This is a genomic window from Flavobacterium sp. LM4, from assembly GCF_002017935.1.
In the GTDB taxonomy this organism is placed as follows: Bacteria; Bacteroidota; Bacteroidia; order Flavobacteriales; family Flavobacteriaceae; genus Flavobacterium; species Flavobacterium chungangense.
The window spans coordinates 220856-243809 of record NZ_MUFW01000002.1; the positions used below are offsets into that span (position 1 = coordinate 220856).

The window sequence follows — 22954 nt, forward strand, 5'->3', positions numbered from 1 at the left end:
TTTATTTAACACATAGAAACATAGATTTATTAAACTTAAAAAAGGCGTTTCACTAATTTTAAAACACATACTTGCCAATATTAAAAATGTCATGATGCCACCTTTAAATCGTATATATATTATTTTTTCAAAACGTTTCTTACTTACCCTCTATTTCAAGTTTTTGTCCCAATAACTGATTTTCCAGCGTTGCTGAAACTACATTTTTAAAAACGATTTGTTTGTGCTTTTGTTCAGGAAGATTTATTTCCTGCATTTTTACATTTTGAACATCATCAAACACAAACGCCGGTCTGAAATCAGAATCATCTAATGTAAGTTTGATATTTTTCATACTTATTCCGTTCGCGTGCCTTACATACAATCCATAAGCAGGCAGTTCACCAAACATAGAAAATTCAGGGTAATCCTGAACAGCTTCAGGAATCTGATTCAAACGGTTTAGCGGAATATACGCCATTCCTTTTGAGGATCTTCCGGGATACTTGATTTCGATGTTTTCCAAAACTAGATTTTCAATATTATGCCCTTTCAAACCCACAATCGATGATGGAAAAGGGTTATGAAAGAAATCAACTTCAGGGCCTCTCAGGTCATAATTAATGTCCGGACGATCAAAAGGTATTTGTACTTTTATGTTTTTTATGCTAACATTCTTTATAGTTCCGGGTTTATCTCCGGTTCGATTTCCTAAACGTATAAAAATAGCATTGCCTGTATTAATGGCATTTATGTTTGAAACCTCAATGTTTTCTATAAAAGCACCGTCAACAGATTCTATTGCAATGGCAGAACGAAACGTATCATAAACCTTAATGTCTCTAATGGTAACGTTTTTGAATCCGCCAAAAGAAGCGGTACCAAATTTTATAGCACTGGCGCTGGATCTGATGGTACAATTGGCAATATAAACCGAATCATTATAAAACCCCGGGTAGTAAGATTTTAAACATATTCCGTCATCGGCAGCGTTTATATCGCAGTTGGTTACCATTACGTTTTTACAATCTGTAATATCTATTCCGTCATTGTTCCAATAGGAACGGTTTATTATTTTGAGATTATCCAAAACGAGGTTTTTGCATAATTCAAAAGATAATCCCCAACAAGAGGCTTCTCCTGCATTCAATCCTTCAATTGTAATATTTTCACATTGGGAAAAACGAAATAGTTTTGGCCGCATGGTTTCGTTTGGCCTGTTTCTGCGAAGGCTGTATTTAGGATCTACTGCGATACCGGCATGATGAAGGCTGTCAATATTCAAAGCCAGTTGTAAACCCTGACCATCAATTGTTCCTTTACCTTTTAGTGAAATGTTTTTGGCTTTATGAGCAATAATCAAAGCCATTTGGGAATTGTCATCTTTTTTGGGAGAATCAGGTCTTCCTTCAAAAGTCATATTAGGATAGTCTTTCGGATTTGTACTTCCAAGCAATACCGATCCTTCTTCAAAATACAAGGTTACATTGCTTTTTAGAATAATACTTCCGGATAAAAAGTTTCCTTTTGGAAAAACTACACGGCCTCCTTTATTTTTAAAAGCGGCATCAATTGCTTTTTGGATTGCAATGGTACTAATCGTTTTTCCGTCTGCTTTGGAGCCATAGCTCGTAATTGAAAAATCCTTTTGAGCTTTTTGTGCGTTCGACTCAAAACCAAAAGCGAAAAGATGGATTATTAAGGAAATAAAAAACAGTTTTAGTTTAATTTTTGACATTTTTATTCTTTTAGAAAATACCGTCAAACAAAAAAATTAAACTAAAACTGCTTGTAAAAAAATAAAGAAATCTTACTTTTTAATGTAAGCTTCTAATTTATCTAAAGTGTTAAGTTCTGTCTCTCTTGCGCAAGAGGATATAATTTTTGTTTCTAAGTATTTTGCTGGTTTAGAAATTAACAAATATTGTGTTCCATCGTCATTCGTTTTTACATAATCTTTAGGATTGTACATGATAGCAGCACCAACTTCAACGATTTCTGCTGCTACATCTTCAGGATGTTTTCCCCATACGGCGATGTAATTAGTTCCTTTTTTAGTTTGAAAATCTTTAAAATAATTTACTCCGGTAACAAATTGTACTTTTTCTCCATTTAAGCTAAAAGCTTCCACTTTTGCCTCTCTTTTTCCTGAAAATACAGTAACACGAACTAAAATATCTACTTTTTTTCCTTTGTATGGCACTCCTCTTGAAATCATTTCCATCCATGAAGTCGTATCTGTTTTTCCAACACGAGCCAAACGGTTTGTAACAGGATTCAATGGCACCACTTTTTCACCGTCCCAAAGCTTTACACCGCCTAAACCACTGGTTGCTGCTACTTTATAATAATCAGCTCCCCATCCTTCTTTTTGCTGTTCAGGAGTTGGATACCAATTAGCTTTTTTCAGTTCTAAACCTGCTTTTGCTTTATTGTACACATCAATAGCCACTTTATCGCTAAAATAGATTCTCAATGCCATCCATTCGTTTTCAATTGCCGGTCCGTGATGCCCGATTGTTTTGTACAAATCTCCTGATTCTGAACCTATATCTGTTAAATACGTTATTTTATCAGACTTCATATACAAACTGGTGTCTGTATTATTTTGTGCAAAACCAATACAGCAAAACAGCAAAGCAGCTAAAAATGATAATTTCATAATTTCAATTATTTATAAGATTAATTTAATTTCCGTAAAAATAAAACAACCTTTTAATAATACAGCAACATTTTTTATAATATTAACTCGTTTAGTGGAATTAAAAATGAATGTCAGCCTGAGTCCATTGGCTTTGCTTAGGATAAAATCAGTCGAAGCCACTAAATTTCATAAGCCTTCGACACCGCTCAGGATGACATATGCTTTCAATTAAATCAAACAAGTTAAATATTTAAGAAATTACCATTTTATGATGAAATGGCGTAAATCCTGTAATGTAAACATGTTCACCGTTTGTTCGTAAACTTCCCTGATGATACGTATACTCCTCACTATCCAGATTTTCTATGTTTAAATGTTCACATTTTCCGGGACCAAATTGTATGCTGTCTGATCCTACAAAGAGTACTCCCTGTCCGGATTTCAAAAAATAATTCTTTTTTTCATCCAATGTTGCTCCGGTTATATTGCTTCCTTCTTTAAAACACATTTCTATGGTTACTTCTACATTTGGAGGACCGTCTACTTTAAAATCAAGACTTAATGTCCCGTTATCTTCTGCGATTTCAATGACAGTTGTCTGCGTTTTTACGTTGCTTTTTATACGGGAATCAAAATCCATTTTATTCCAAAAACGTCCGTCAGGTGACTCTGATAATTTGTAATCGCCATCTGCTTTTCGAAATTCTTCAGCAAGAGGCTGATAATAATCGGCTTCTTTGGTTTCCTTCAAAATGTATTTATTTCCTTCTCTTACAATTCCATCACTACTGAAATAGCCCATTCTGAAAAATGAGGTAGAAAGACGCATATATTTAAGTATAGCATCCCCTTTTCGATACATTAAAAAATTCGGATTTGAAGATCTCCCTGAAACAATCATTACCGGTTTGTCATTTCCGCCAAATAAGGTTACAGATGTTTTGCCACGTCTGATTCTAGCCAGATTTGAAATGGCAAAAAACTTTTCGAAATCATTTACAACCGTGGTGTCAACAGTAATTTTTTTTCTGAGTTCTTCATTTTCCATAAAAAAAGCAAGCGAACCTGATAAAATATCTGTGGCAAAAGCCGGAAGATTTTCAATCAGATTTGCCATGTGCGCAAACATTGGATTTTTTGTCAGGATTGCCATATAACGATACTGGAGATAAAAGTTCGTCACCTTTAAATCCATAAACTGATCTTGTCTTTTTGAATCAACCGTAACCAAATCACCGTTTGGTTCTGTATAATAAAAATAAGTAGTCAGGTTTTTATTTACTATCTCTAATAACTCCGGCCTGTTTAACAATCTGGACATCGTAATTAATGCCTTATCTATCACGGCAGAGTAAATTCCGCTTCGTTCAGCATAATGTCCGTCTTGATTCATATAAATTCCTTCGGCCAGCCATTCATCAATTCTTTGCACATATCTGATATCAGGAAACAACGAATTAATATTGGCCAAAGCAGCACAAATCACCCATCTGTGATTAGGGGTATGAACTCCTCCGGTAACCATAGCCTCGCCTGCATTCAGAATAAATTTTTTCAATTTATCCTTTAATTGAACTAGATCAGCTTGTTTATTATTTTTTAATATTGCTGCTGCCGGACAAATATATTCCAGAATAAAGGCAGTATCCGGTGGAGATTGCCTGTTTCCTCCTGCGTCTAAGGTACCGTCCCTGTATTGTTCTTTTAACAAAAAGTCTATTGCCTCATTCAGTTTTTCAGCCAGTATTTTTGATTTATAATATTCTGAATCTGAATTAGACATTGAAGCAGTCATAATGGTTATTGAACTTGCAACACCACGAAAACTACTGAGTTTGATAGCAGAATCAAACGGTGGTTTATTCAATATAGATTTAACTTTTGCGTCATTGTTCAAAATGAGCTTTTTCATTAACTCTGTATCTTCTTTAACTTTGCTGTTATCAGATAGCATATCATTTGCAAAAACGATATCACTAACCAGAGCTCCTGCTAATGTGAGGCTTGATAATCTAATAAATTCTCCACGACTCATTTGATTTTTCATGCTGTTGTTTTTTTATTATTCAACTTAGTTACTTCTGAAATTATAATCAAACTACTTGTCTACGACTTTTACTAATGCCCAATTGATACCCAATGGATTTTTGGTTATTTTACAGATTAAAGGAAACTCCGGATTTTTTACGATCCACATTTCGGTTTCATCAATTTGTGCAATTACATGTAAGGTATCAACCGTTTTTCCTTCAATCAACACATTGCTGTTTTCTGAATTCTGATCTAAAACATAAGTGGTATTGTTGTAAATGAATTTATTATTTTTTAATAATTCCTGATAAGCCGACTGCGAAATCATAAAGAAAGTCTCTGTTGGTTTTAAGTTCAAAACGGGTTCAGATTCTCCCTGGTTATAGCTTAATTCAGTACCGTTTTTTAATGCTTCCGGCAAGGTAATAATACTGCTTTTTACACCTCTTGTGTCCAGATCTAAAACCAGTTTATTATTATCTGTTTTAGACGTCAGTTTTAGAGTTCTGGTTTGACCGTGCAGCTTACAGATATAATGTAATTCTGTATTGTTTTTAATTGTTGGAATATAATTTTGTGCGGTTACCATTTGAAATATTCCACACAAAAGAACAGTAAAGATTGCATTTTTCATTGGTAGTTTATTTTGTTGGTGGTAAAATTGTAGTTCCCCAGGCAGAAGGCTTCGAATCCATTTCAAGGACCAATTCTCCTCCCTTAACAATATCATCGTGCAAAATCCAGGCTTTATTATAGGTTTTTCCGTTCAATAAAGCAGTTTTGATATATTTATTTTTTTCGCTCAGCTTTTTGGTTGTAATCTTAAAAGTTTTTCCTTCCTCCAACTGCAAAGTGATTCCTTTAATTAATGGTGTATTTAATAAATAATACGGCTGACCGGCATTTGGATACAATCCCATCATATGAAAAGCAAGCCAGGAAGACATCGCTCCAGAATCGTCATTACCGGGCAAACCTTCATGTGATGTATTAAAATTATCTTTTATAATCGTTCTGATGCGGTCACTGCTTAAATACGGTTTCCCGATCCAGTGGTACATTGTAGGTGCCAAAAAGGAAGGTTCATTCGATACATCATACAATTTGGTATCAAAAAAAGTATCTAGTCTGTTTTTGAAAGCTACTTCACCGCCTGATTTAGCAACAATTGCCGGAATATCATGCGGGACACTTAACGAATATTCCCATGATGTTCCTTCATAAAAAAACACGCACCAATGGCAAACATACCAAGGAGATTCTGTAATGGTTGGCGTATATTTATAGGTTGGTTTCTGAATTTTTGATTCTCCAAAAACAACGTCATCCAGCCAGTTTCCGGAAGCGTCTTTTGGCATAATGAAACCTTTGGCTCCATTATTTTCATAATCCGGACGCCATAAATTTTGCCAGTTATCAGCTTGCTTGATATACTGATTATAAATTTCGGTATGATTTAAACCTTTGGCAACAGTGGCAATATTATAATCATTGTAGGCATAATCCATCGTACGGTTTCCGGCACGATCTGTACCAAACGGTACATAACCCAAACGTAAATAATCTAATAAACCGCCCCTTCCTTCTCGTTCTTCATTTCCACCGGGCGGTATTGTTGCATCCTTAAGCATCGCTTTTAATGCTAATTCATAATCTATTCCTTTTAAACTTTTTACGAAAGCATCAGCAAGTACAGTTTCAGCATTCGAACCGCCTTGGGTACGGCCATTATCATTACCGCTTCTTCCTTCGGGTAAATAGCCTTCGCGTTTGTAAATATTAAGCATCCCATTAACAATTTCTACCTGACGTTTCGGGTCAATTAACGTAATTAAAGGACTCGAACTTCTGAAAGTGTCCCAAATACAGTAAAAATCATCATAATAAGGTTCATCATTTGTCCATAACGGATTTTCTCCTGTTCTGTTAACAGGCATTATCATGGTGTGATACAAACCTGTGTAAAACATTTTTTTATATTTCTCAGAAGTATCGTCAGAAAGATTAACACGACTGAGTAATTGCTCCCATTTACCTTCCAGATCAGCTAAAACGGTATTAAAATTCCAATGCGGAATTTCGACTTCGATATTATTTTTTGCTTTTAATTCACTTAAAAACGAGATTCCAATTTTAATATTGACTTCCTGTTTTCCTGCTGCACCAAAAGAAACCAAAGCCCCAGTCTTTTTACCTGAATCAAACTGAGCAGATTGGCTGCTGTAAAATTTTCCGTCTTTCCATGTAACATATTTTGCAATAGGCTGGTCAAATGTTGCCCAAAAGTAAACGGTATAAGCACGTCCGTTATTCCAGCCACCTCTGATTCTGCTGTATCCGCGGACTTCAGTATCTGAAACAATTTCTATCTGGGAACCTACAAATTGCTGTGACTCTCTTGCATTGGGTTCCGGATTTTCTCCTAAAAAAAATCCCGGATCAATTTTTAATTCTTTTGATGCATTTTTTGGATAGGTTATGCGATAGAAAGAAACTTTTTCGGCTGTTGTTATTTCTGTTTTTATTTGATTTTCTTTGAAAACGGTTTCATAATACCCCAACTTTACGTTTTCTTCTGCTCTGTGTGAAGTTTGGTCTAATTTGTCTAAAGATCCGGAAAAAGGCATAATTTGTATGTTTCCGTATTTAGGGCCTCCACCGGTTCCGCTCACATGAACCTGACTAAAACCTGTAACCTCTTTAGGCAATGGCAGCCAGCCACTATTAGGGCTTACCGTACAATCCGGACTTGGTTTAACCATTCCGTAAGGACATGAGGGACCAATAAAAACCCGCCCATCTCCTTCAGAGCCGATCATTGGATCTACATAAGTGTGAACTTTTTGTTGGGCATTTATGGTAATTGTAAAGAATAATGATATCCCTAAAAGTATAATTTTGCGATATATTTTCATTGTTTATTTTATTTCTTTAGCACTGTTTTTTGCATTTTTTGGAGGTTTACTTTCCTGTAAACCGGACTCAAAATCATTTGATGATAAACTGAGAATGATAGTAGTATGTCAGCATGAGAGTCGAAGTTTTTTCGTGGTAAAAAATCTTCGACTAACTCAGAATGACCATCAGATTAAATTTAATATTACTACTTGGATGTACTCGACATTTCTAAAATTAGCTCTCCCCCACCGGTAATTTTCTCTTGAGAAATACTATAATCGTTTACAGGAGCATTATTGTATTTTATTTCCTTTATATAAATGTTTTCCGAGCTGTTGTTATGAGCATTGATTATAAACTTTTTACCTGTATAATATTTTGGATTCAGCTCAATTTCTATTTTATTGAAAATTGGGCTTCCGATCTGGTAAACTGGATTTTCCTCGGTTCCGCCATTCATTTGAAATATACCAATTTTTAGCAGTACATTTAAACTTCCCATCAGTCCCTGATCTTCATCTCCATTGTAACCTGTTGACGGAGCTAATCCGCTAAAAGTTTCTTTTACAACATTTCTTGTCCAGTATTGTGTCAGATCCGGTCTTCCTAATAAACTAAAAATATTAGAAGTCTGCATCGATGGCTGGTTTCCGAAATTAATTGGAATTCGACTAAATTCAGGATGTAATTCTGCATCGTGAGAATTTCCAGAAGTATATTTTAAATTTTTGGCAGTATCAAACTGGCTGTTTAATTTTGAAGCTGCATTAGCTTTTCCGCCCATTAGTTCGGCCAAACCATTTATATCATGTGGTACAAACCAGGTCGCCTGAGCACCGTTTGATTCTATAAAACCGTTTTCGTATTTATAAGGATCGTAATTATCAAGCCATTTTCCTTCGACATTTTTAGGCCGCATCCATCCTGTTGTTTTATCAAAAACGTTTTGATAGTTTTTAGACCTGCCGATAAAGTAATTGTAATCTTCCTGAAGGTTTAACTTTTTGGCCAATTGTGCCAAAGTCCAATCCTGATAAGCATATTCAAGAGTCTGACTGGCTCCGTCCTGATGACTTCCGAAATTTCCATCCGGAAGCGGATACGGAACATAGCCTTTTTCTAAATAATATTTTAAACCGCCTCCAATGTCTGTATTGTGTTCATATCCGGCTTTTCCCATAATACCATTTAGCATATGGTTTTTTTTGAGTGCGGTATAAATTTCTTGCAGATTCTCTTTTACCAATCCTTTCTGGATAGCACTTACAATAAAGGGGGTAGCTGATGCACCTGTCATTACAAACGTGTCATCACCTCCCGAAGGACCACGCGGAATCATGCCGCTGTCTTTATAATATTGCATTAATGAGTGTACAAACTCTTCCATTATTTCAGGATATGCAAGTCCCCAGAGTGTATTAATAGTCCATTGTGCTCCCCAAAAAGCATCTGAATTGTAATGATTGAATTTTGGTTTTCCGTTTGAATCCAAAGGCAATTGTCCTATTCTGAATTTTTCTCCTGAGTTATCCGGATAAGCACCGTTTGCATCGCTGATCATTTTTCTTCCCTGAAGGGCATGCCAGAGGTCGGTGTAAAATCTTCTTTGATCTGTTGGTGTTCCGCCTTCAACTTTTATCCTGCCCAACAAATTATTCCATTCTGTTTTTGAATCGCTTACCACTTTATCAAAATCCCAATGTGGTAATTCTTTTTCCATATTGATAGCCGCATTTTCAATTGAAGTATATGAAATGCCGACTTTCATTATTATTTGTTTGTCTGATTTTCCAAAATTCACCAAATAATTCCCTGTAGTTATATTTTGTTCTATTGAGGTTACTGGCTCATTAAATTTAACTTTAAAAAATACAGTCAAAGGTTTTGGACGTCTGAAATTAGTGCTTAAAACTAATGAGCCTGATAGTTCCTGATCATTGTTTTTTTCCAATTTTCCATTCGTATTTTCGCAAGGACCTAAAATAGTATTCAAATTAAACAAAATTGCTTTTTCAGCTGAATCCGGAAATGTATATCTATGAAAACCAACTCTTTTTGTACTGGTTAATTCTGTAGTGATCTGATATCTGTCTAATTTCAGCAAATGGTATCCAGGAATTATTTTTTCTGTTTGATGACTGAATTTAGAATAAAAATCGGTAAAAATGTTTTCTTTATTTTTTGGCGAAATAGTAACCGGCATAACTGAAACTCCGGATAATTGCCATTCGTGGATATGACTAAAACCTTTTATTGTATCTGTTGTGTACTTATATCCACCTCCCCAATCGCCATTAATTTGCGTATCGGGACTCAAATTTACCATTCCAAACGGACGACTGGCGGAAGAAAAGAAAAACCATCTTGAATTTTCAGTGTCCAACAAAGGATAAACCATATCTAGCGCCTTATTTTTATTGGCGGAAGTATTTTTTTCAGCTTTGCATGACACTAAAAAAATAAGAATTAAACTTATTCCTATGCGTCCAATTTTATAAATTTTATTTAGTTTCATTATCGTCTTTGTATTGTCAGAACAACCTATTTGTTTTATGCTGAATAATTTTAATGACCGATTGATTTTAAAATACAGTATTGAAGAATTACCTGAGAAAAGTACTTTGCCTATTTCTCAGGAAAATTCAATCAACATTAGGTTTGCATAACAACTTATATTCTAAATTGTTCTGCATTAGAATTCTGATTTTGGTAATCAGCTTGGGGGCAAAAAAAGTCCGTGAATTCATAAGGGTAAAATGAAGTTTTACAAAAATTTTAAAAACTTCTTAATAAAAAGGGAGAAGAAAATTCTCCTCTCCCTTTTATAATTAAAACTAACTGCAATTATTTTTCCTTGGGTCCTATTGAGGATATCCTTCATTTTGAGTTAAAGCAGGATTTAAAACCCTTGCCCCTGTCGGAATTGGGAAAACACGACGATATGTATCAGTGTTTGTTTTGTATCCCCATTGTCCTTCATACTTTCCAAAACGGATCATATCATTTCTATGCCATGCTTCCCATGTAAACTCACGGCATCTCTCTTTGTAAAGTTCTTCTAGTGTTATACTGCTCAATGCTGCAGAAGTGGTACGATTTGAACGAACCATATTTACGAGTGCTAAAGCATTTTGTCCTAAGGTTTCGCTACCTCCGCGTAAAATTGCTTCAGCTTTCATTAATAATACATCTGAATAGCGTAAAAATGGTACGTCATTATTTTGATTACGGCTTGTGGAAGTATTGTCAGGATAAAATTTAATATTTCTGTATCCCATATTCCATGCAATTTCGTCATTTCCTAAATCAAACAAAGTAGCGTTTTGGCGAGGTTCAATATTAGGTGTCAGGTCTACCTGATAGGTATAAGCTGCACCACCATCTGAACCGGTATAGAATTGGTCATACCCTTTTTTTGTTGTAGTAACTCTTACCGGAGTAACGCCATCGTTCAGGTATTGTAAACCTGTTAACCATTGTCTGTTACGAATATCATTAGCATCATTAAAATAAGCATAAAATTCAGGTAAGGTACTTCTTGGAGCACTAGGCGTGAAAGGAAGACCAAATTTCGCTCTTTCAGATCTTGGTACATCATAACGCGCATGATACATCTGACCATTAAATCCAACTGTGGTAGCAATAGGATCATAAGGTACCGCAAAAATAAACTCTTTCATTTGTGGACCATTATTTGGATAAAACATCTGAAGGTAAGTGGCTCTTGGTTCAATATTATACAATCCTGAACCAATTACCTGATCACAAGCTGCAATACAATCATTATAACGTTGTGTTCCTGTATATACCTGAGCATTCAGATACAATTTGGCAAGCAATGCATTTGCAGTCTGTTTGTTAGGTCTTCCGTAAGTTGTAATTCCTGAAGCCGCATTCAAATTAGGAATTGCTTTTTTTAATTCTTTTTCGATAAAATTAAACACCTCAGTTCTGCTCGATCTAGGACGAGAGCTAAAATCTCCATAAAGCGTATCCAACGGTACATCTCCGTAGCTGTCCATTAACATATAATAAGAGATAGCACGCATTGTTTTTACTTCAGAAATCAAAGTGTTTTTTTCTGCACCTGCCGGCATTGCCTGATTTAGAATTGAAATGGTCTGATTACTGATCCCTATTACTTTAGATGACCAGTCCCAAAGACTTCCTATGATGCCGTTGTCAGCTGTCCAATCATGAAAATGCATGGCAATGTAGTTTCTGTTATCAAACCAGTTTCCTCCTCTTGCAGGCAAAATAGCTTCATCTGTAGACAATGATTGTGACCACCACCAGGAGAATGCAAAGTCACCTCGGAAAGCAGAATAAACCGGCCCTGTAGTTTGTATGTATTGTGTCGAGTTCTGAGGAAAAACCTCCGGGGTAAGTTGTGTTGTAATGGGCACATCAAGATCTTCACAAGACCAGAATAATCCAACCATAAGTACCGGAAGTCCCAAATATTTTAATATATTTTTCATAATTTTTAGAATTAAATTTTAGAATATCACATTTAAGCCAAACATAAATGTTCTGGTTTTTGGATAGAAGTTATTCGAATCTACACCAGGAGCTGTTCCTCCCTGTTCTACTTCCGGATCAATTCCTGAATACTTGGTAATAACAAACAAGTTATTGACCGTTTGATATACACGTACGCTTTGAATAAATTTACTCACTTTACCAAAATTATATCCTAAAGTCATATTGTCTAATCTGATATAACTACCGTCTTCTATAAAACGTGATGAATATTTATAAGAATTAAGATCATTTGGCGACTCATTTGCCGCATCTGTTAAGATGTTAGTGGTCATTGCAGTACTAGGTCTGAATAAATCAGCTTTGGTAGCATTGAAAATTTTATTTCCAAAAACTCCTCTGAAGAAAACACTCAAATCAAATTTCTTATACTGGAAATTATTCCCCCAGCCTAATAAAACTTTTGGCTGTGCACTTCCTGCATAGTGATAATCTACACCAATTGCAGGAGTTGTGGTTAAGCTACCGTCTTTGGCAACATATTGAGAAACACCTGCAGCATTTTTACCTGCGTATTTAAGAGTAAAGAATTGCCCTAGAGGTTTTCCTTCTTTAAAAATTTGTAGTGTACTACCAGTTTGTCCTCCTCCGTCAGGCTGTACTCTGCGGATAGAGTCACCACCAATAAAGAATGGATTTGTTAATTTAACAATTTCATTTTTATTGCTTGCCACATTCAAATTCGTTGACCATGTAAAGTTTGCAGTTTTAACAGGAGTTGCCGATAGACTCACCTCGATACCTTTGTTAGACATCGTTCCACCATTTGCCACAATTGTTCCTACTGGTACAAGTACCGGACTAACGGAATAATTAAAAATCATGTCTGTTGTTCTCTTGTCGTACAAATCAACAGAACCGGTAACTTTTCCATTAAACAATCCAAAATCAACTCCAATGTTTTTAGTTGCAGTTTTTTCCCATTTCAAATCCGGATTTGCAGCCTGGTTTGGTCCATAGGCTCCAATTTGCTGTCCATTGTAGTAAAAAGTTCCTAAGCTTCCTGAAATAAACTGAGCTGTGTAAGCATTAAATCCTGATGAGTTTCCTGTAACTCCATAACTTCCACGTAATTTTAAGTCACTGAAAATTTGCTGATTTTTCATAAAATTTTCTTTGTCAATTCTCCATGCTGCTCCTACAGAAGGGAAATATCCCCAACGGTTATTTGCTCCAAATACAGAACCTCCGTCTCTTCTAATTGTTCCCTGTAATAGGTATTTATCCTGATAATTATAATTTAAACGGGCAAATTCACCTATTAAACGTGTTTTTTGGTAGGCTCTGCTATCTCCAAAATTCACAACATATCCATTCACTGATGTATAATTACTAAGTGCAAGGTTGTTATATCCTACGTTATCTACAGGGAAATTGGTTGCTGTTGCCTGAAATCCGTCTCCTAATGTATTTTCCTGCCAGGAATATCCTAAAACAGCTTTTATCTTATGAACTCCAAGAGTTTTGTCCCATGTTAAGAAACTTTCAATAATGTTATTTGTGTTTTCATAATTATTTCTCAAGGCAGAACCATTTATACCAAAATTAATTAACGATTTAGTTTGTGGTGGATCTGGGTTATTGTAGAAATTAGCACTATTATATCTCGAATAATAACTATCGTAAAACTCTCCATGTGAAGAAGTCAGCTTTTGGTGTGCAATGTTTAAGTTATAGGTAAATCCAAAAGGAAGTTTTACCTCTGCAGTCAGGTTACCAACAAGATTATTTGTTTTTGTTTCGTCTGTTCCGTGTTGTATTAAAGCAACAGGATTAAAATAGCCAGTACTTGTGAAATTTTCAAAAAAACTTCCGTCAGCATTTCTTACAGGTGAGACCGGAAGATAACTTGCTGCCTGTAAAAGTACAGTATTACGCTGCGGTACATTTGTATATTTACTATTAGAATTGGTTACATTTAAACCAAATTTAACTTTATCATCAAAAGCAAATTGCTCAACAGATAAACGGGCTATTACACGTGAAAAATCACTTTTTAAAAGAACCCCTTCCTTATTAAGTGAAGTAATACTAGCAGTATAACTGCCATTCTTACCTCCACCGCTCATCGATAAGTTATGACTGCTTGATTTTGCTTTTCCTGATCTTAAAATTTCTTTCTGCCAGTTTGTATTAGCACCTTTGTCATTTTCAGGAGTAAAGTTCAAATTGTTTTTTGTGGTAAATGCTCTCAATTGAGCTGCATCCATCATATCCAGCTGATTCGAAACTTCTTCCCAGCCAACATATCCGTTATAAGCAATTTGAGTTCTGTCTTTACTGCCTTTTTTTGTAGTAACCATAATAACCCCATTGGCAGCACGGTTACCATAAATTGCAGTTGCAGCTGCATCTTTTAATACATCAATAGTTGCGATATCATCTGGTGAAATCATAGAAATATCAACACCCGGAACACCATCGATTACATAAAACGGTCCTTGAGAACTGTTTAATGTTGAAACACCACGCAAAACAACAGAAGCTGTTCTTGTAGGATCTCCACTTGATGAAATGTTAAGACCTGATACCTTACCTTGCAGTAATTGTCCAACATCACTTATTGCTCCTCTGTTTAATTCATCAGCTTTAATAGAGGTTACAGATGTTGTCAAATTTTTACGGGATCCTTTTCCGTAACCTACTACTACAACTTGCTCTAAAGCGTTAGTAGCAGAAGCCAGTTTAATTGTCAAATTTGTTTTTGTTCCGTCTAATTTAACAGTTTGATCTGCAAATCCAAGAAAGGATACAAGTAATACTGCATTAGGATTTGAAACAGATATTTTGAATTTACCATCAAAATCTGTTACTACACTACGAGTAGTACCTTTTTCAAGAATATTAGCTGCGGGAAGCGGCAAATTCTTGTCATCTAAAATGACCCCGGACACTTCTGTTTTTTGTGCCCATGAATTGATTGAAAGACCTAGAAAAAAGGCTAACAATAAAAGTTTAAGTTTTTCCATATTCAGTATTTAGTTAATTGGTTAAATAGTTTTGTCGAAATTAGTATTAAAGAATTGTTAAGAAATGGACAGGTTATTCAGAAACATGGATTTTTTTGTTAAACCCAATAAAATAAGGACTTACGAAGCTTTTTTTTATAAAATTATATAACTAAAATCTTATTAATACATCCATCTTACGAAAGCTTCCATTGCTGCATAATGAGCTAATCCAAGTTCATGATACAAATCTGCGGTCTCTTTGTTTCTGTCTTCGGCTCTTTGCCAAAATTCCCTGCTGTCTGAACCCTGAAAAACGACTCCGTCTTTTTGAGACTGATGTTTAAAAATTCCTTTTCTTTTTTCCATGACCTGATCCGGTCCCATTGGTACAGCCATCTCAATTTCATCAATTCCCCATTCCTGCCATGCACCTCTGTAAAGCCAAACCCAGCAGTCTTTCATAAAATCTTTTGTTTTCAAACGTGTTACTGCTTCAAAAACAGCATCCAGACAAACCTTATGTGTTCCGTGTGGATCTGCTAAATCTCCAGCAGCATATATCTGATGAGGCTTAATTTTTTCAATCAGATCCATTGTAATTTGAATATCTTCTTCTCCCAGCGGTTTTTTCTCAATTGTTCCGGTTTCATAAAACGGAAGTTCCATAAAATGAATCTGACTATCCGGAATTCCAACAAAGTGACAAGTAGACTGTGCTTCTCCTTTTCGGATTAATCCTTTAATGTTTCTAACTTCGGTAATATCAATTTCGCTGTTCTTTTTATTTTGTAGAAATCTCAAGGACTCTTTATAAATATCATCGGTCTCAACACTTTTAATACCGAATTTATCATTATAGTCACAAACAAAACCGGCAAATCGCAAGGCTTCATCATCAGCAACTGCAATATTCCCTGAAGTCTGATACCCAACATGTACTTCATGTCCCTGTTCATGCAGGCGCTTGAAAGTTCCTCCCATACTTATAATATCATCATCTGGATGGGGACTAAAAATAAGGACACGTTTTTTAGCAGGTTCTGCTCTTTCGGGTCTTTTGCTGTCATCGGCATTTGGTTTTCCGCCTGGCCATCCGGTAATAGTGTTTTGCAGTTTGTTGAAAATTTTAATGTTGATATCGTAGGCCGGACCTAAATCTGCCAGTAGATCACTCATTCCGTTTTCAATGTAATCAGCATCTGTAAGCATTAAGATTGGTTTCTTTAGATGTAAAGCCAAACCTAAAACTGCTTTTCGTATAAGATTGTCTGTCCAGTTTACTTTTTCAACAAGCCATGGTGTGTTAATACGTGTTAGCTTTGAAGCTGCGGCTTTATCCAGTACAAATGTGGTATTACTGTGTTCTTGTAAAAAAGTTGCCGGTACGAGATTAGTTACTGTACCTTCTACAGATGCTTTAATAATATTTGATTTTCCTTCGCCCCATGCCAGAAGTATCACTCTTTTGGCTTCCATAATTTTTTTAACTCCCAGTGTAATGGCAGTTCTTGGTGTGTTATTCAGGCCTGAAAAATCGTTACTGGCTGCAACACGCGTAATATGATCCAAAGCTACCAAACGTGTTTTTGAATTTTGAAGTGAACCTGACTCATTAAATCCGATGTGACCATTTCCTCCAATTCCCAAAACCTGCAGATCAATACCTCCAAGTGCTTCGATCTTCGTTTCGTAATTAGCACAGTAATCCCCTATTGCTTCTTTTGATAAAGTGCCATCCGGAATATGAACGTTCTCCGGTAAAATATCAATATGATTGAATAGGAGCTCCTTCATAAAACGCACATAACTATTGATAGAATCGGGTTCCATAGGGTAATATTCATCTAAATTGAATGAAACTACATTTTTGAAACTCAAACCGTCTTCTTTATGAAGCCGAACCAGCTCTGCATACAAACTCTTTGGGCTTGATCCTGTGGCGAGACCTAATATACATAACTGATTTTGAGACTGCTTTTCTCTAATCAGACCTGCTATTTCATTGGCTACTGATTTAGATGCTATCACTGAATTTTCATAAACCACAGTACCAATATTCTCAAATCGCTTTTCAAAACTTGTTGCTTTGTCTATACTGCTTTTTAACATTGCTTTATTTTTTATTGTTAATATTTGATTATAATCCCTACTACATTTCGCTGCTTTCGCTCCATTTTGTTTCCCATTCTTTTATCGATGCTCTTACTTTTTCTTCATCGAATGCTGTTTTATTAAGAGCTGATTCTCTTTGTGACTCCAAAAACATTCTCCATCTTGGCCAATAAAAATCCTTATACATTCCTTTCCAGGCTCTTGAAGCGTAATCATTCAGGTGTCCTTCTCCGCCCCAAAGCGTTATTAATGTTTTGGCGTTTTTTACATATAATCTGGATTCTTCAGGGGTTGTTCCGTAATCTGATGCCGATTTTACCCAGTTTTTTAGGCTATTCAAAGGTTGAGCAGACATCATACTGTCAATATTCAATGCTGTTTTTTCTATTTTTTTAAATAACTCATCTCCTTTTTGAATGTCTTTTGATTCATAAGCTTTTACACATTCTATCAGCATTTTATCAATATACAGTGAGTAATAATGTCTGGAAGCGTCTATAAGATCATATTTATACAGCTTATTTTTATTGTAGTTTTTACTTTCTTTATTTAAAATATCCAGAGCTTGTTTTAGTTTATCCATATCTCCCGGATTACCTTTGAATTCGGTTATTTTCAACGTAGGTCTTTTAAAAAACAAATAAGCACCTGCCCAGTCATTCCACCAGCGGGTTTCCCAATATTTAGTACTGTAAACAGATTCGATTAACAATTGCCAACCCTGAAAAACAGCATCTGAAGTTTTTCCATATCTCGCATTTAAATGTTTCTTTAACCAGTCATTTACAGGTTCTTTTCCTTGTGACCATGGAAGGTCATAAATATATTCGTAAACTATAGAATTATTATTCAGGCCTTCGGGCATTACACCATAACCTACAAGATTTCCTTTATGAGGATTGTCCAATAAGCCTGTAAGCTCATTTTTATAAAAATTTAAATCTCCATAAACAGGATTCGATCCTCCATAATTATGTACATACCCATAACTCCATTGTTTTCCGTAAAAAGCCTCCTGATTTTCCCATACCTTATATCTGTCGTTTGCATAATCCTGAACAATCATTCGGTCATTGGGTACTTTACTCAGAAAAGCTTTCGTGGCTTCTTTTGTCCAGAACTCCTTATTATCACCAAAAAGCCATCCCTGCATTACCCAGGTTGCTTTTGGGGAAGCCTCATTTATAGTTTCAAAAATGGTATTTCCATAATCTGCGAGTTCTTCGTATTTATTTTGTTCTGAAACCGGTGGCGTTATTTCATTAAAAGAATCGGCCAGATAAAAGTCAGATGGCCCATATACCTGAGTGTAGATTTCTATAAATCGTTTTCCTATTTCTTTAAACAAGGGATCATTGGGATCTAATAAATAAGTGCTTTCAAAACCTCCACCTGACCATGATTTTAATTCACTGATTTTTGAGTTGGGATGTGATTCTGCGAAAGCTTTTGGTACATATCCACTAAAGGCTGGTACAACGGGATGCATTCCCAGGTCTCTCATTCGCTGCAATAATTTCTTTTGAATGTTTTTCTTTTTATCCATCCATTCCTGTGGCAGCGGTCCGTCGAGGGTATTTATATTCCCCATTCGCTGCCAGGGTAAAAATGCGGGTCCTGTAAAATGTTCCTGCAATTGCTTGTCTGTTAATCCATACTCTTTCCATAATTGCTGCCAGATTGATTCCTGACCTTCCAAAGCGGTAGGCAGATTAATCCCGTGCAGTGCCATCCAGTCAATTTCCTGCTCCCATCGTTTCCAATCCCACCAGGGTGTAGTGTAACCAAATGTACAGGCGTTTAAATATTTTCTGTATTTAAAAGGAGTATCCTGTTTTTTGGAATATTTAGGCCATGTTTTAGGCAAATCAATCCGGTTTCCTTCCCAGCTAATTGAAACAGCCCCAATATCTTTTAGAAAAGTATAAGCAGCATAACAAATTGATGCATTTGAAGTTCCGCTAATTATTATCTTATTACCTGCTGATTCTACTTCAAACGAATCCTGACTTTGGTTTTTGCTTTGCACAATATTTAAATCAAAATCCTTTGCCCGATTGCCAATTAGTCTTTCTATTACCGCTCTGGCACTTTTTGTATCTTCTTTATTTTGACAATACACATTAGGGGCTAAAAAAAACAGCATCACAAAAAACAGAATAACGTTATTCTTCAAAGCATTATAATTTTTAATATTCAAACACTCACTTCTCATATATATTATATTAGATTAAAATCAAATTATTACTTAAAATATAAGTACAAAAAATAGGGAGATCATTAATAAATCTCCCTTTAACTAACACAAAAACTAACTCATTTTAATCCAGTATTGATTGCAATAATGGACATGAAACACTTTATACCATCTGATAACCATCAAATAAAATCAGATGTTTAACTAATCATAAAATTATTGATATAAAACCTTTGAGAGATGGACGCATTATTCAAAACTATAGACATATTATCCATAGTTTGTTCCTTTCCTTTAGGAGTTCTGTTAAATATAAAAACTGCAACTTTTTTAGGGTTGCAGTTTTTATTATTTTAGAAATATTATTGTTAGAGCTGAAAGCTTTATGGCTACTAAGATTGACCTGTAATCATTTGTATTACAATATTTACTTAAAAATATTTCAAACTCATCAATTAATTTTTACCTCTATAACCGGCCCTATTTTAGTGTTATTTTTAATCGTAAGTGAATCTATACTTTTATTTAAAGAATCGATTGATTTTAATGTCTCCTCCGACAGCATTTCTTCTTTAGGCAATTGGTTGGTTTTTATGTTGCTATTTTTATCATGCCTGTTTTGAGGAAATTTTAAACATAAAAAAGCGAATATAAGTACTGAAACGAAATAAATAAGTTCTCTTTTAATTTTCATTTTTATGATTTTATATTAACATCTTAGATTATAATTATTACAGATGTTAAATGTATATAATCTATCTTAAACCATTACGAACCTATTCCTTGGTTATTCAATAAAATATTTAAATAATTAAGCTGACCTGATTGGAAAGTACACTATAAATTTTCCTACATTCGTCAAAGAAATCATTATATCAAATCCTTTAAAATCTCTTTAAATCTTAAAAAATGAAAAACATTACTTTTTGTATTCTTTTATTTAGTTCTATGTTATTTTCACAAAATGGTGCTCCTGTAATAAAAGATGTATCCCTTGAAGATTACAAAAAGGCAGATTTGAAAGGAAAATTTGAGATGAATAAAAGCTTCGCAATAAAGGAAGCTTTACCAGTTTTAAGTTCCTATCAGACAATTGTGGATGAAAAATTTGCCGGAGTGAAAAATTTTGGAACCCTGGTCGCCAATACTAATTTTAATAACAATCAGGATATTAATAAATTAACAGCTAATAATTCTGACTATTGGCGTGCCACAATGGAAATGGAGCAAAGCAATGAACTGATTCCGGTTACGAAAATTTTTATACTTATTTCTCAGGGTGAATTTGATTATGCTTTGAAATATCTCGAAATTGTACAATTTTTTTCTAAGCGTGAAACGTATGCCGATAATTTTTTAATTCATCTAAAGGAAAGACTAATTTTATTCAATAATCAGTTAGCTTCTGAAATTCAGAAAGGAATTGTAGAACATGATAAAGGAGAATTTGAAAAAGCTATTGAAATCTACACTGAAATACTTAAAAATTATCCGAATTCAGCGTGGGCAAATTTTGAATTATTTTATTCTCAGTCTGAACTGAATAATAAACTTGGAAACAAACATCTGAATAGTTTTGAAAATTGGGAAAAAATAAAAGGTAATATTTTTAGCCATAATCCTTTATATAATGTAAACATGAGTGCAAAAGATGCCAGAGAAGCATATCAGCATTACAGAAGAAGTCTGATTGATACATTATTTAGAAATAAAGACAATAAAATCGAGGACATTTATAAATACGCAGATATCGCAATGGATATGGAAGTTTATGATTTTGCTGCACAATTATTCTGGTATACATCTAGTTATTCAAAAATTGATAAATCTATTTACAAATATCTGTACTGCTTAGAAAAATTAGGTGTAACAGATTTGAAAAAGAATTTTAAAGGCAATTTTGAGAAAGAATTTAAAGCTATTGATCGTGAAAAAGAAAAAGAAATGCTCAAAAGTGATGTTTACAAATCGTACTCTAAGTAGTCACATTTTTGCTGAAATGTTATTAATTTTTCAACAAGATTTCAATACCTATTGAGCTAATTATAATTAAGCGACTAAGCATTATGACTAAAAAAAGAATCATTTTAATTGGATTTATTGTTCTTAAATTTGTTTTGCAATATGCTTTGCTAAGTCCTGAATATGACCTGCAACGAGACGAATATTTGCATCTTGATCAGGCAAATCATTTAGCCTGGGGATATTTATCAGTTCCTCCTCTCACTTCATGGATTTCTTATATAATTCTTATGCTTGGAAATTCTGTTTTCTGGGTGAAGTTTTTTCCTGCTTTGTTTGGAGTTGTAACGCTTATTGTGGTTTGGAAAACAATTGAAACTTTAAAAGGAAATTTATACGCACAGATTTTGGGTTCAGTCTGTATTTTATTTTCCTCGTTGCTGCGAATTAATATGCTGTTTCAACCTAATTCGTTTGATGTATTGTGCTGGACAGCTTTTTATTATGTGATTATTCAATATGTTGCAACTCAAAAAACAAAGTGGTTTTATGTGGCAGCAATGGTATTTGCAATCGGTTTCTTAAATAAATACAATATTATTTTCTTACTTATTGGTTTGATCCCGGCTATCTTGCTTTCTGACCAAAGACAAATTTTAGCAGAAAAAAAACTCTATTTAGCTTTATTCTTTGGACTGATATTGATTCTACCCAATATTTTATGGCAGTATAATAACCAGTTTCCTATTGTACATCATATGAAAGAATTGGCAGAAACACAACTGGTGAATGTTGACCGTGTTGAATTTTTAAAAGAACAATTGCTATTTTTTATTGGCGGGCTGTTAGTTATTCTTTCAGGTTTTTATGCTTTGTTGTTTTTTAAACCTTTCAAAAAGTATAAATTCTTTTTTACCTCTGTCATTTTTACACTTCTTGTCTTTATATGTTTTAAAGCCAAAGCTTATTACGCTATTGGGCTATATCCCGTTTATATTGCTTTTGGAGCCGCTTTTTTGGGAGAATTTCTAAAATTTGGCTGGAAACGTTTTCTGCAGCCTATATTTATAGCGATTCCTTTATTGCTGTTTATTCCAATTTATGATGTTGCTTTTCCAAATAAAAGTCCTCAGGAAATAAGTACCAATCCAGAGAAATATCAAAAACTGGGAATGCTTCGCTGGGAAGACGGGAAAGATCATGTTTTGCCACAGGATTTTGCAGATATGCTTGGGTGGAAAGAACTCGCCAGAAAAACCGATTCTGTTTATAGTGTTTTAGGCAATCAACAAAACACATTAGTGCTTTGTGATAATTACGGACAAGCGGGAGCTATTAATTATTATACAAAAAAAGGCATCAAAGCAGTTTCTTTTAATGCTGATTATGTAAATTGGTTTAATCTCAAAGTTCAATATAAAAACCTGATAAGAATTAAAGAGTTTGAGAAAAACAGTACTGAACTTAAAGAAACTAGTCCGTATTTTCAATCCGCTTTTAAAGCAGGAGAAATTACCAATAAATACGCAAGAGAATTCAAAACAACCCTTTTTGTTTTTACAAATGCGAAAATCAACATTAATAAAAAAATAGAACAGGAAATTAAAGATGAAAAAGATTTTAGTCAGTAAATAATAT

The 22954-nt window shown here is 34.6% G+C and carries 13 protein-coding genes; 2 read left to right on the plus strand and 11 right to left on the minus strand.

Annotated features, from left to right (window positions below; all coding sequences use genetic code 11):
* Nucleotides 1-139: 139 nt before the first annotated feature.
* The 11 genes from BXU10_RS14935 to BXU10_RS14985 form a co-directional block, all read right to left on the minus strand.
* Nucleotides 140-1717, minus strand: coding sequence for a glycoside hydrolase family 28 protein (locus BXU10_RS14935; protein WP_078228132.1), 1578 nt, complete (start codon nucleotides 1715-1717; stop codon nucleotides 140-142).
* Nucleotides 1718-1789: 72 nt separating this feature from the next.
* Entirely contained in the window at nucleotides 1790-2641 is an 852-nt protein-coding gene (locus BXU10_RS14940; protein WP_078228133.1) for a DUF4861 family protein, read from the minus strand.
* A gap of 232 nt (nucleotides 2642-2873) precedes the next feature.
* The gene (locus BXU10_RS14945; protein ID WP_078228134.1) at nucleotides 2874-4670 is read right to left on the minus strand and encodes a hypothetical protein; all 1797 of its coding nucleotides are present in this window, start codon (nucleotides 4668-4670) and stop codon (nucleotides 2874-2876) included.
* Nucleotides 4671-4721: 51 nt separating this feature from the next.
* Nucleotides 4722-5288 (minus strand): hypothetical protein, encoded by a 567-nt coding sequence (locus BXU10_RS14950; protein ID WP_078228135.1) that lies wholly within the window; start codon nucleotides 5286-5288, stop codon nucleotides 4722-4724.
* A 7-nt stretch (nucleotides 5289-5295) separates the two neighbouring features.
* Nucleotides 5296-7569, minus strand: a complete 2274-nt coding sequence (locus tag BXU10_RS14955; protein WP_078228136.1) for a GH92 family glycosyl hydrolase — start codon at nucleotides 7567-7569, stop codon at nucleotides 5296-5298.
* A 188-nt stretch (nucleotides 7570-7757) separates the two neighbouring features.
* Nucleotides 7758-10067 carry a GH92 family glycosyl hydrolase gene (locus tag BXU10_RS14960; protein WP_078228137.1) on the minus strand — a complete coding sequence of 770 codons (2310 nt, stop codon included), beginning with the start codon at nucleotides 10065-10067 and terminating at the stop codon, nucleotides 7758-7760.
* A 346-nt stretch (nucleotides 10068-10413) separates the two neighbouring features.
* Nucleotides 10414-12033: a RagB/SusD family nutrient uptake outer membrane protein gene (locus tag BXU10_RS14965; protein ID WP_078228138.1), complete on the minus strand. Its 1620-nt coding sequence runs from the start codon at nucleotides 12031-12033 to the stop codon at nucleotides 10414-10416.
* Nucleotides 12034-12051: 18 nt separating this feature from the next.
* Nucleotides 12052-15063 carry a TonB-dependent receptor gene (locus BXU10_RS14970; protein WP_078228139.1) on the minus strand — a complete coding sequence of 1004 codons (3012 nt, stop codon included), beginning with the start codon at nucleotides 15061-15063 and terminating at the stop codon, nucleotides 12052-12054.
* A 162-nt stretch (nucleotides 15064-15225) separates the two neighbouring features.
* Nucleotides 15226-17154, minus strand: a complete 1929-nt coding sequence (gene nagB / locus BXU10_RS14975) for a glucosamine-6-phosphate deaminase (RefSeq protein WP_078228140.1) — start codon at nucleotides 17152-17154, stop codon at nucleotides 15226-15228.
* 40 nt (nucleotides 17155-17194) lie between these two features.
* A complete protein-coding gene (locus tag BXU10_RS14980; RefSeq protein WP_223255469.1) occupies nucleotides 17195-19333 on the minus strand; it encodes an alpha-N-acetylglucosaminidase in 2139 nt (712 codons plus the stop codon).
* A 472-nt stretch (nucleotides 19334-19805) separates the two neighbouring features.
* Nucleotides 19806-20048: a hypothetical protein gene (locus BXU10_RS14985; protein ID WP_031453592.1), complete on the minus strand. Its 243-nt coding sequence runs from the start codon at nucleotides 20046-20048 to the stop codon at nucleotides 19806-19808.
* Between the two features lie 215 nt (nucleotides 20049-20263).
* Between BXU10_RS14985 and BXU10_RS14990 the strand changes: the two genes are divergently transcribed.
* Both BXU10_RS14990 and BXU10_RS14995 read left to right on the plus strand, forming a co-directional pair.
* Nucleotides 20264-21337, plus strand: coding sequence for a hypothetical protein (locus tag BXU10_RS14990; RefSeq protein WP_123922026.1), 1074 nt, complete (start codon nucleotides 20264-20266; stop codon nucleotides 21335-21337).
* A gap of 83 nt (nucleotides 21338-21420) precedes the next feature.
* On the plus strand, nucleotides 21421-22947 hold the full coding sequence (locus tag BXU10_RS14995) for a glycosyltransferase family 39 protein (protein WP_078228143.1): 1527 nt from the start codon (nucleotides 21421-21423) through the stop codon (nucleotides 22945-22947).
* The last annotated feature ends 7 nt before the right edge of the window (nucleotides 22948-22954 follow it).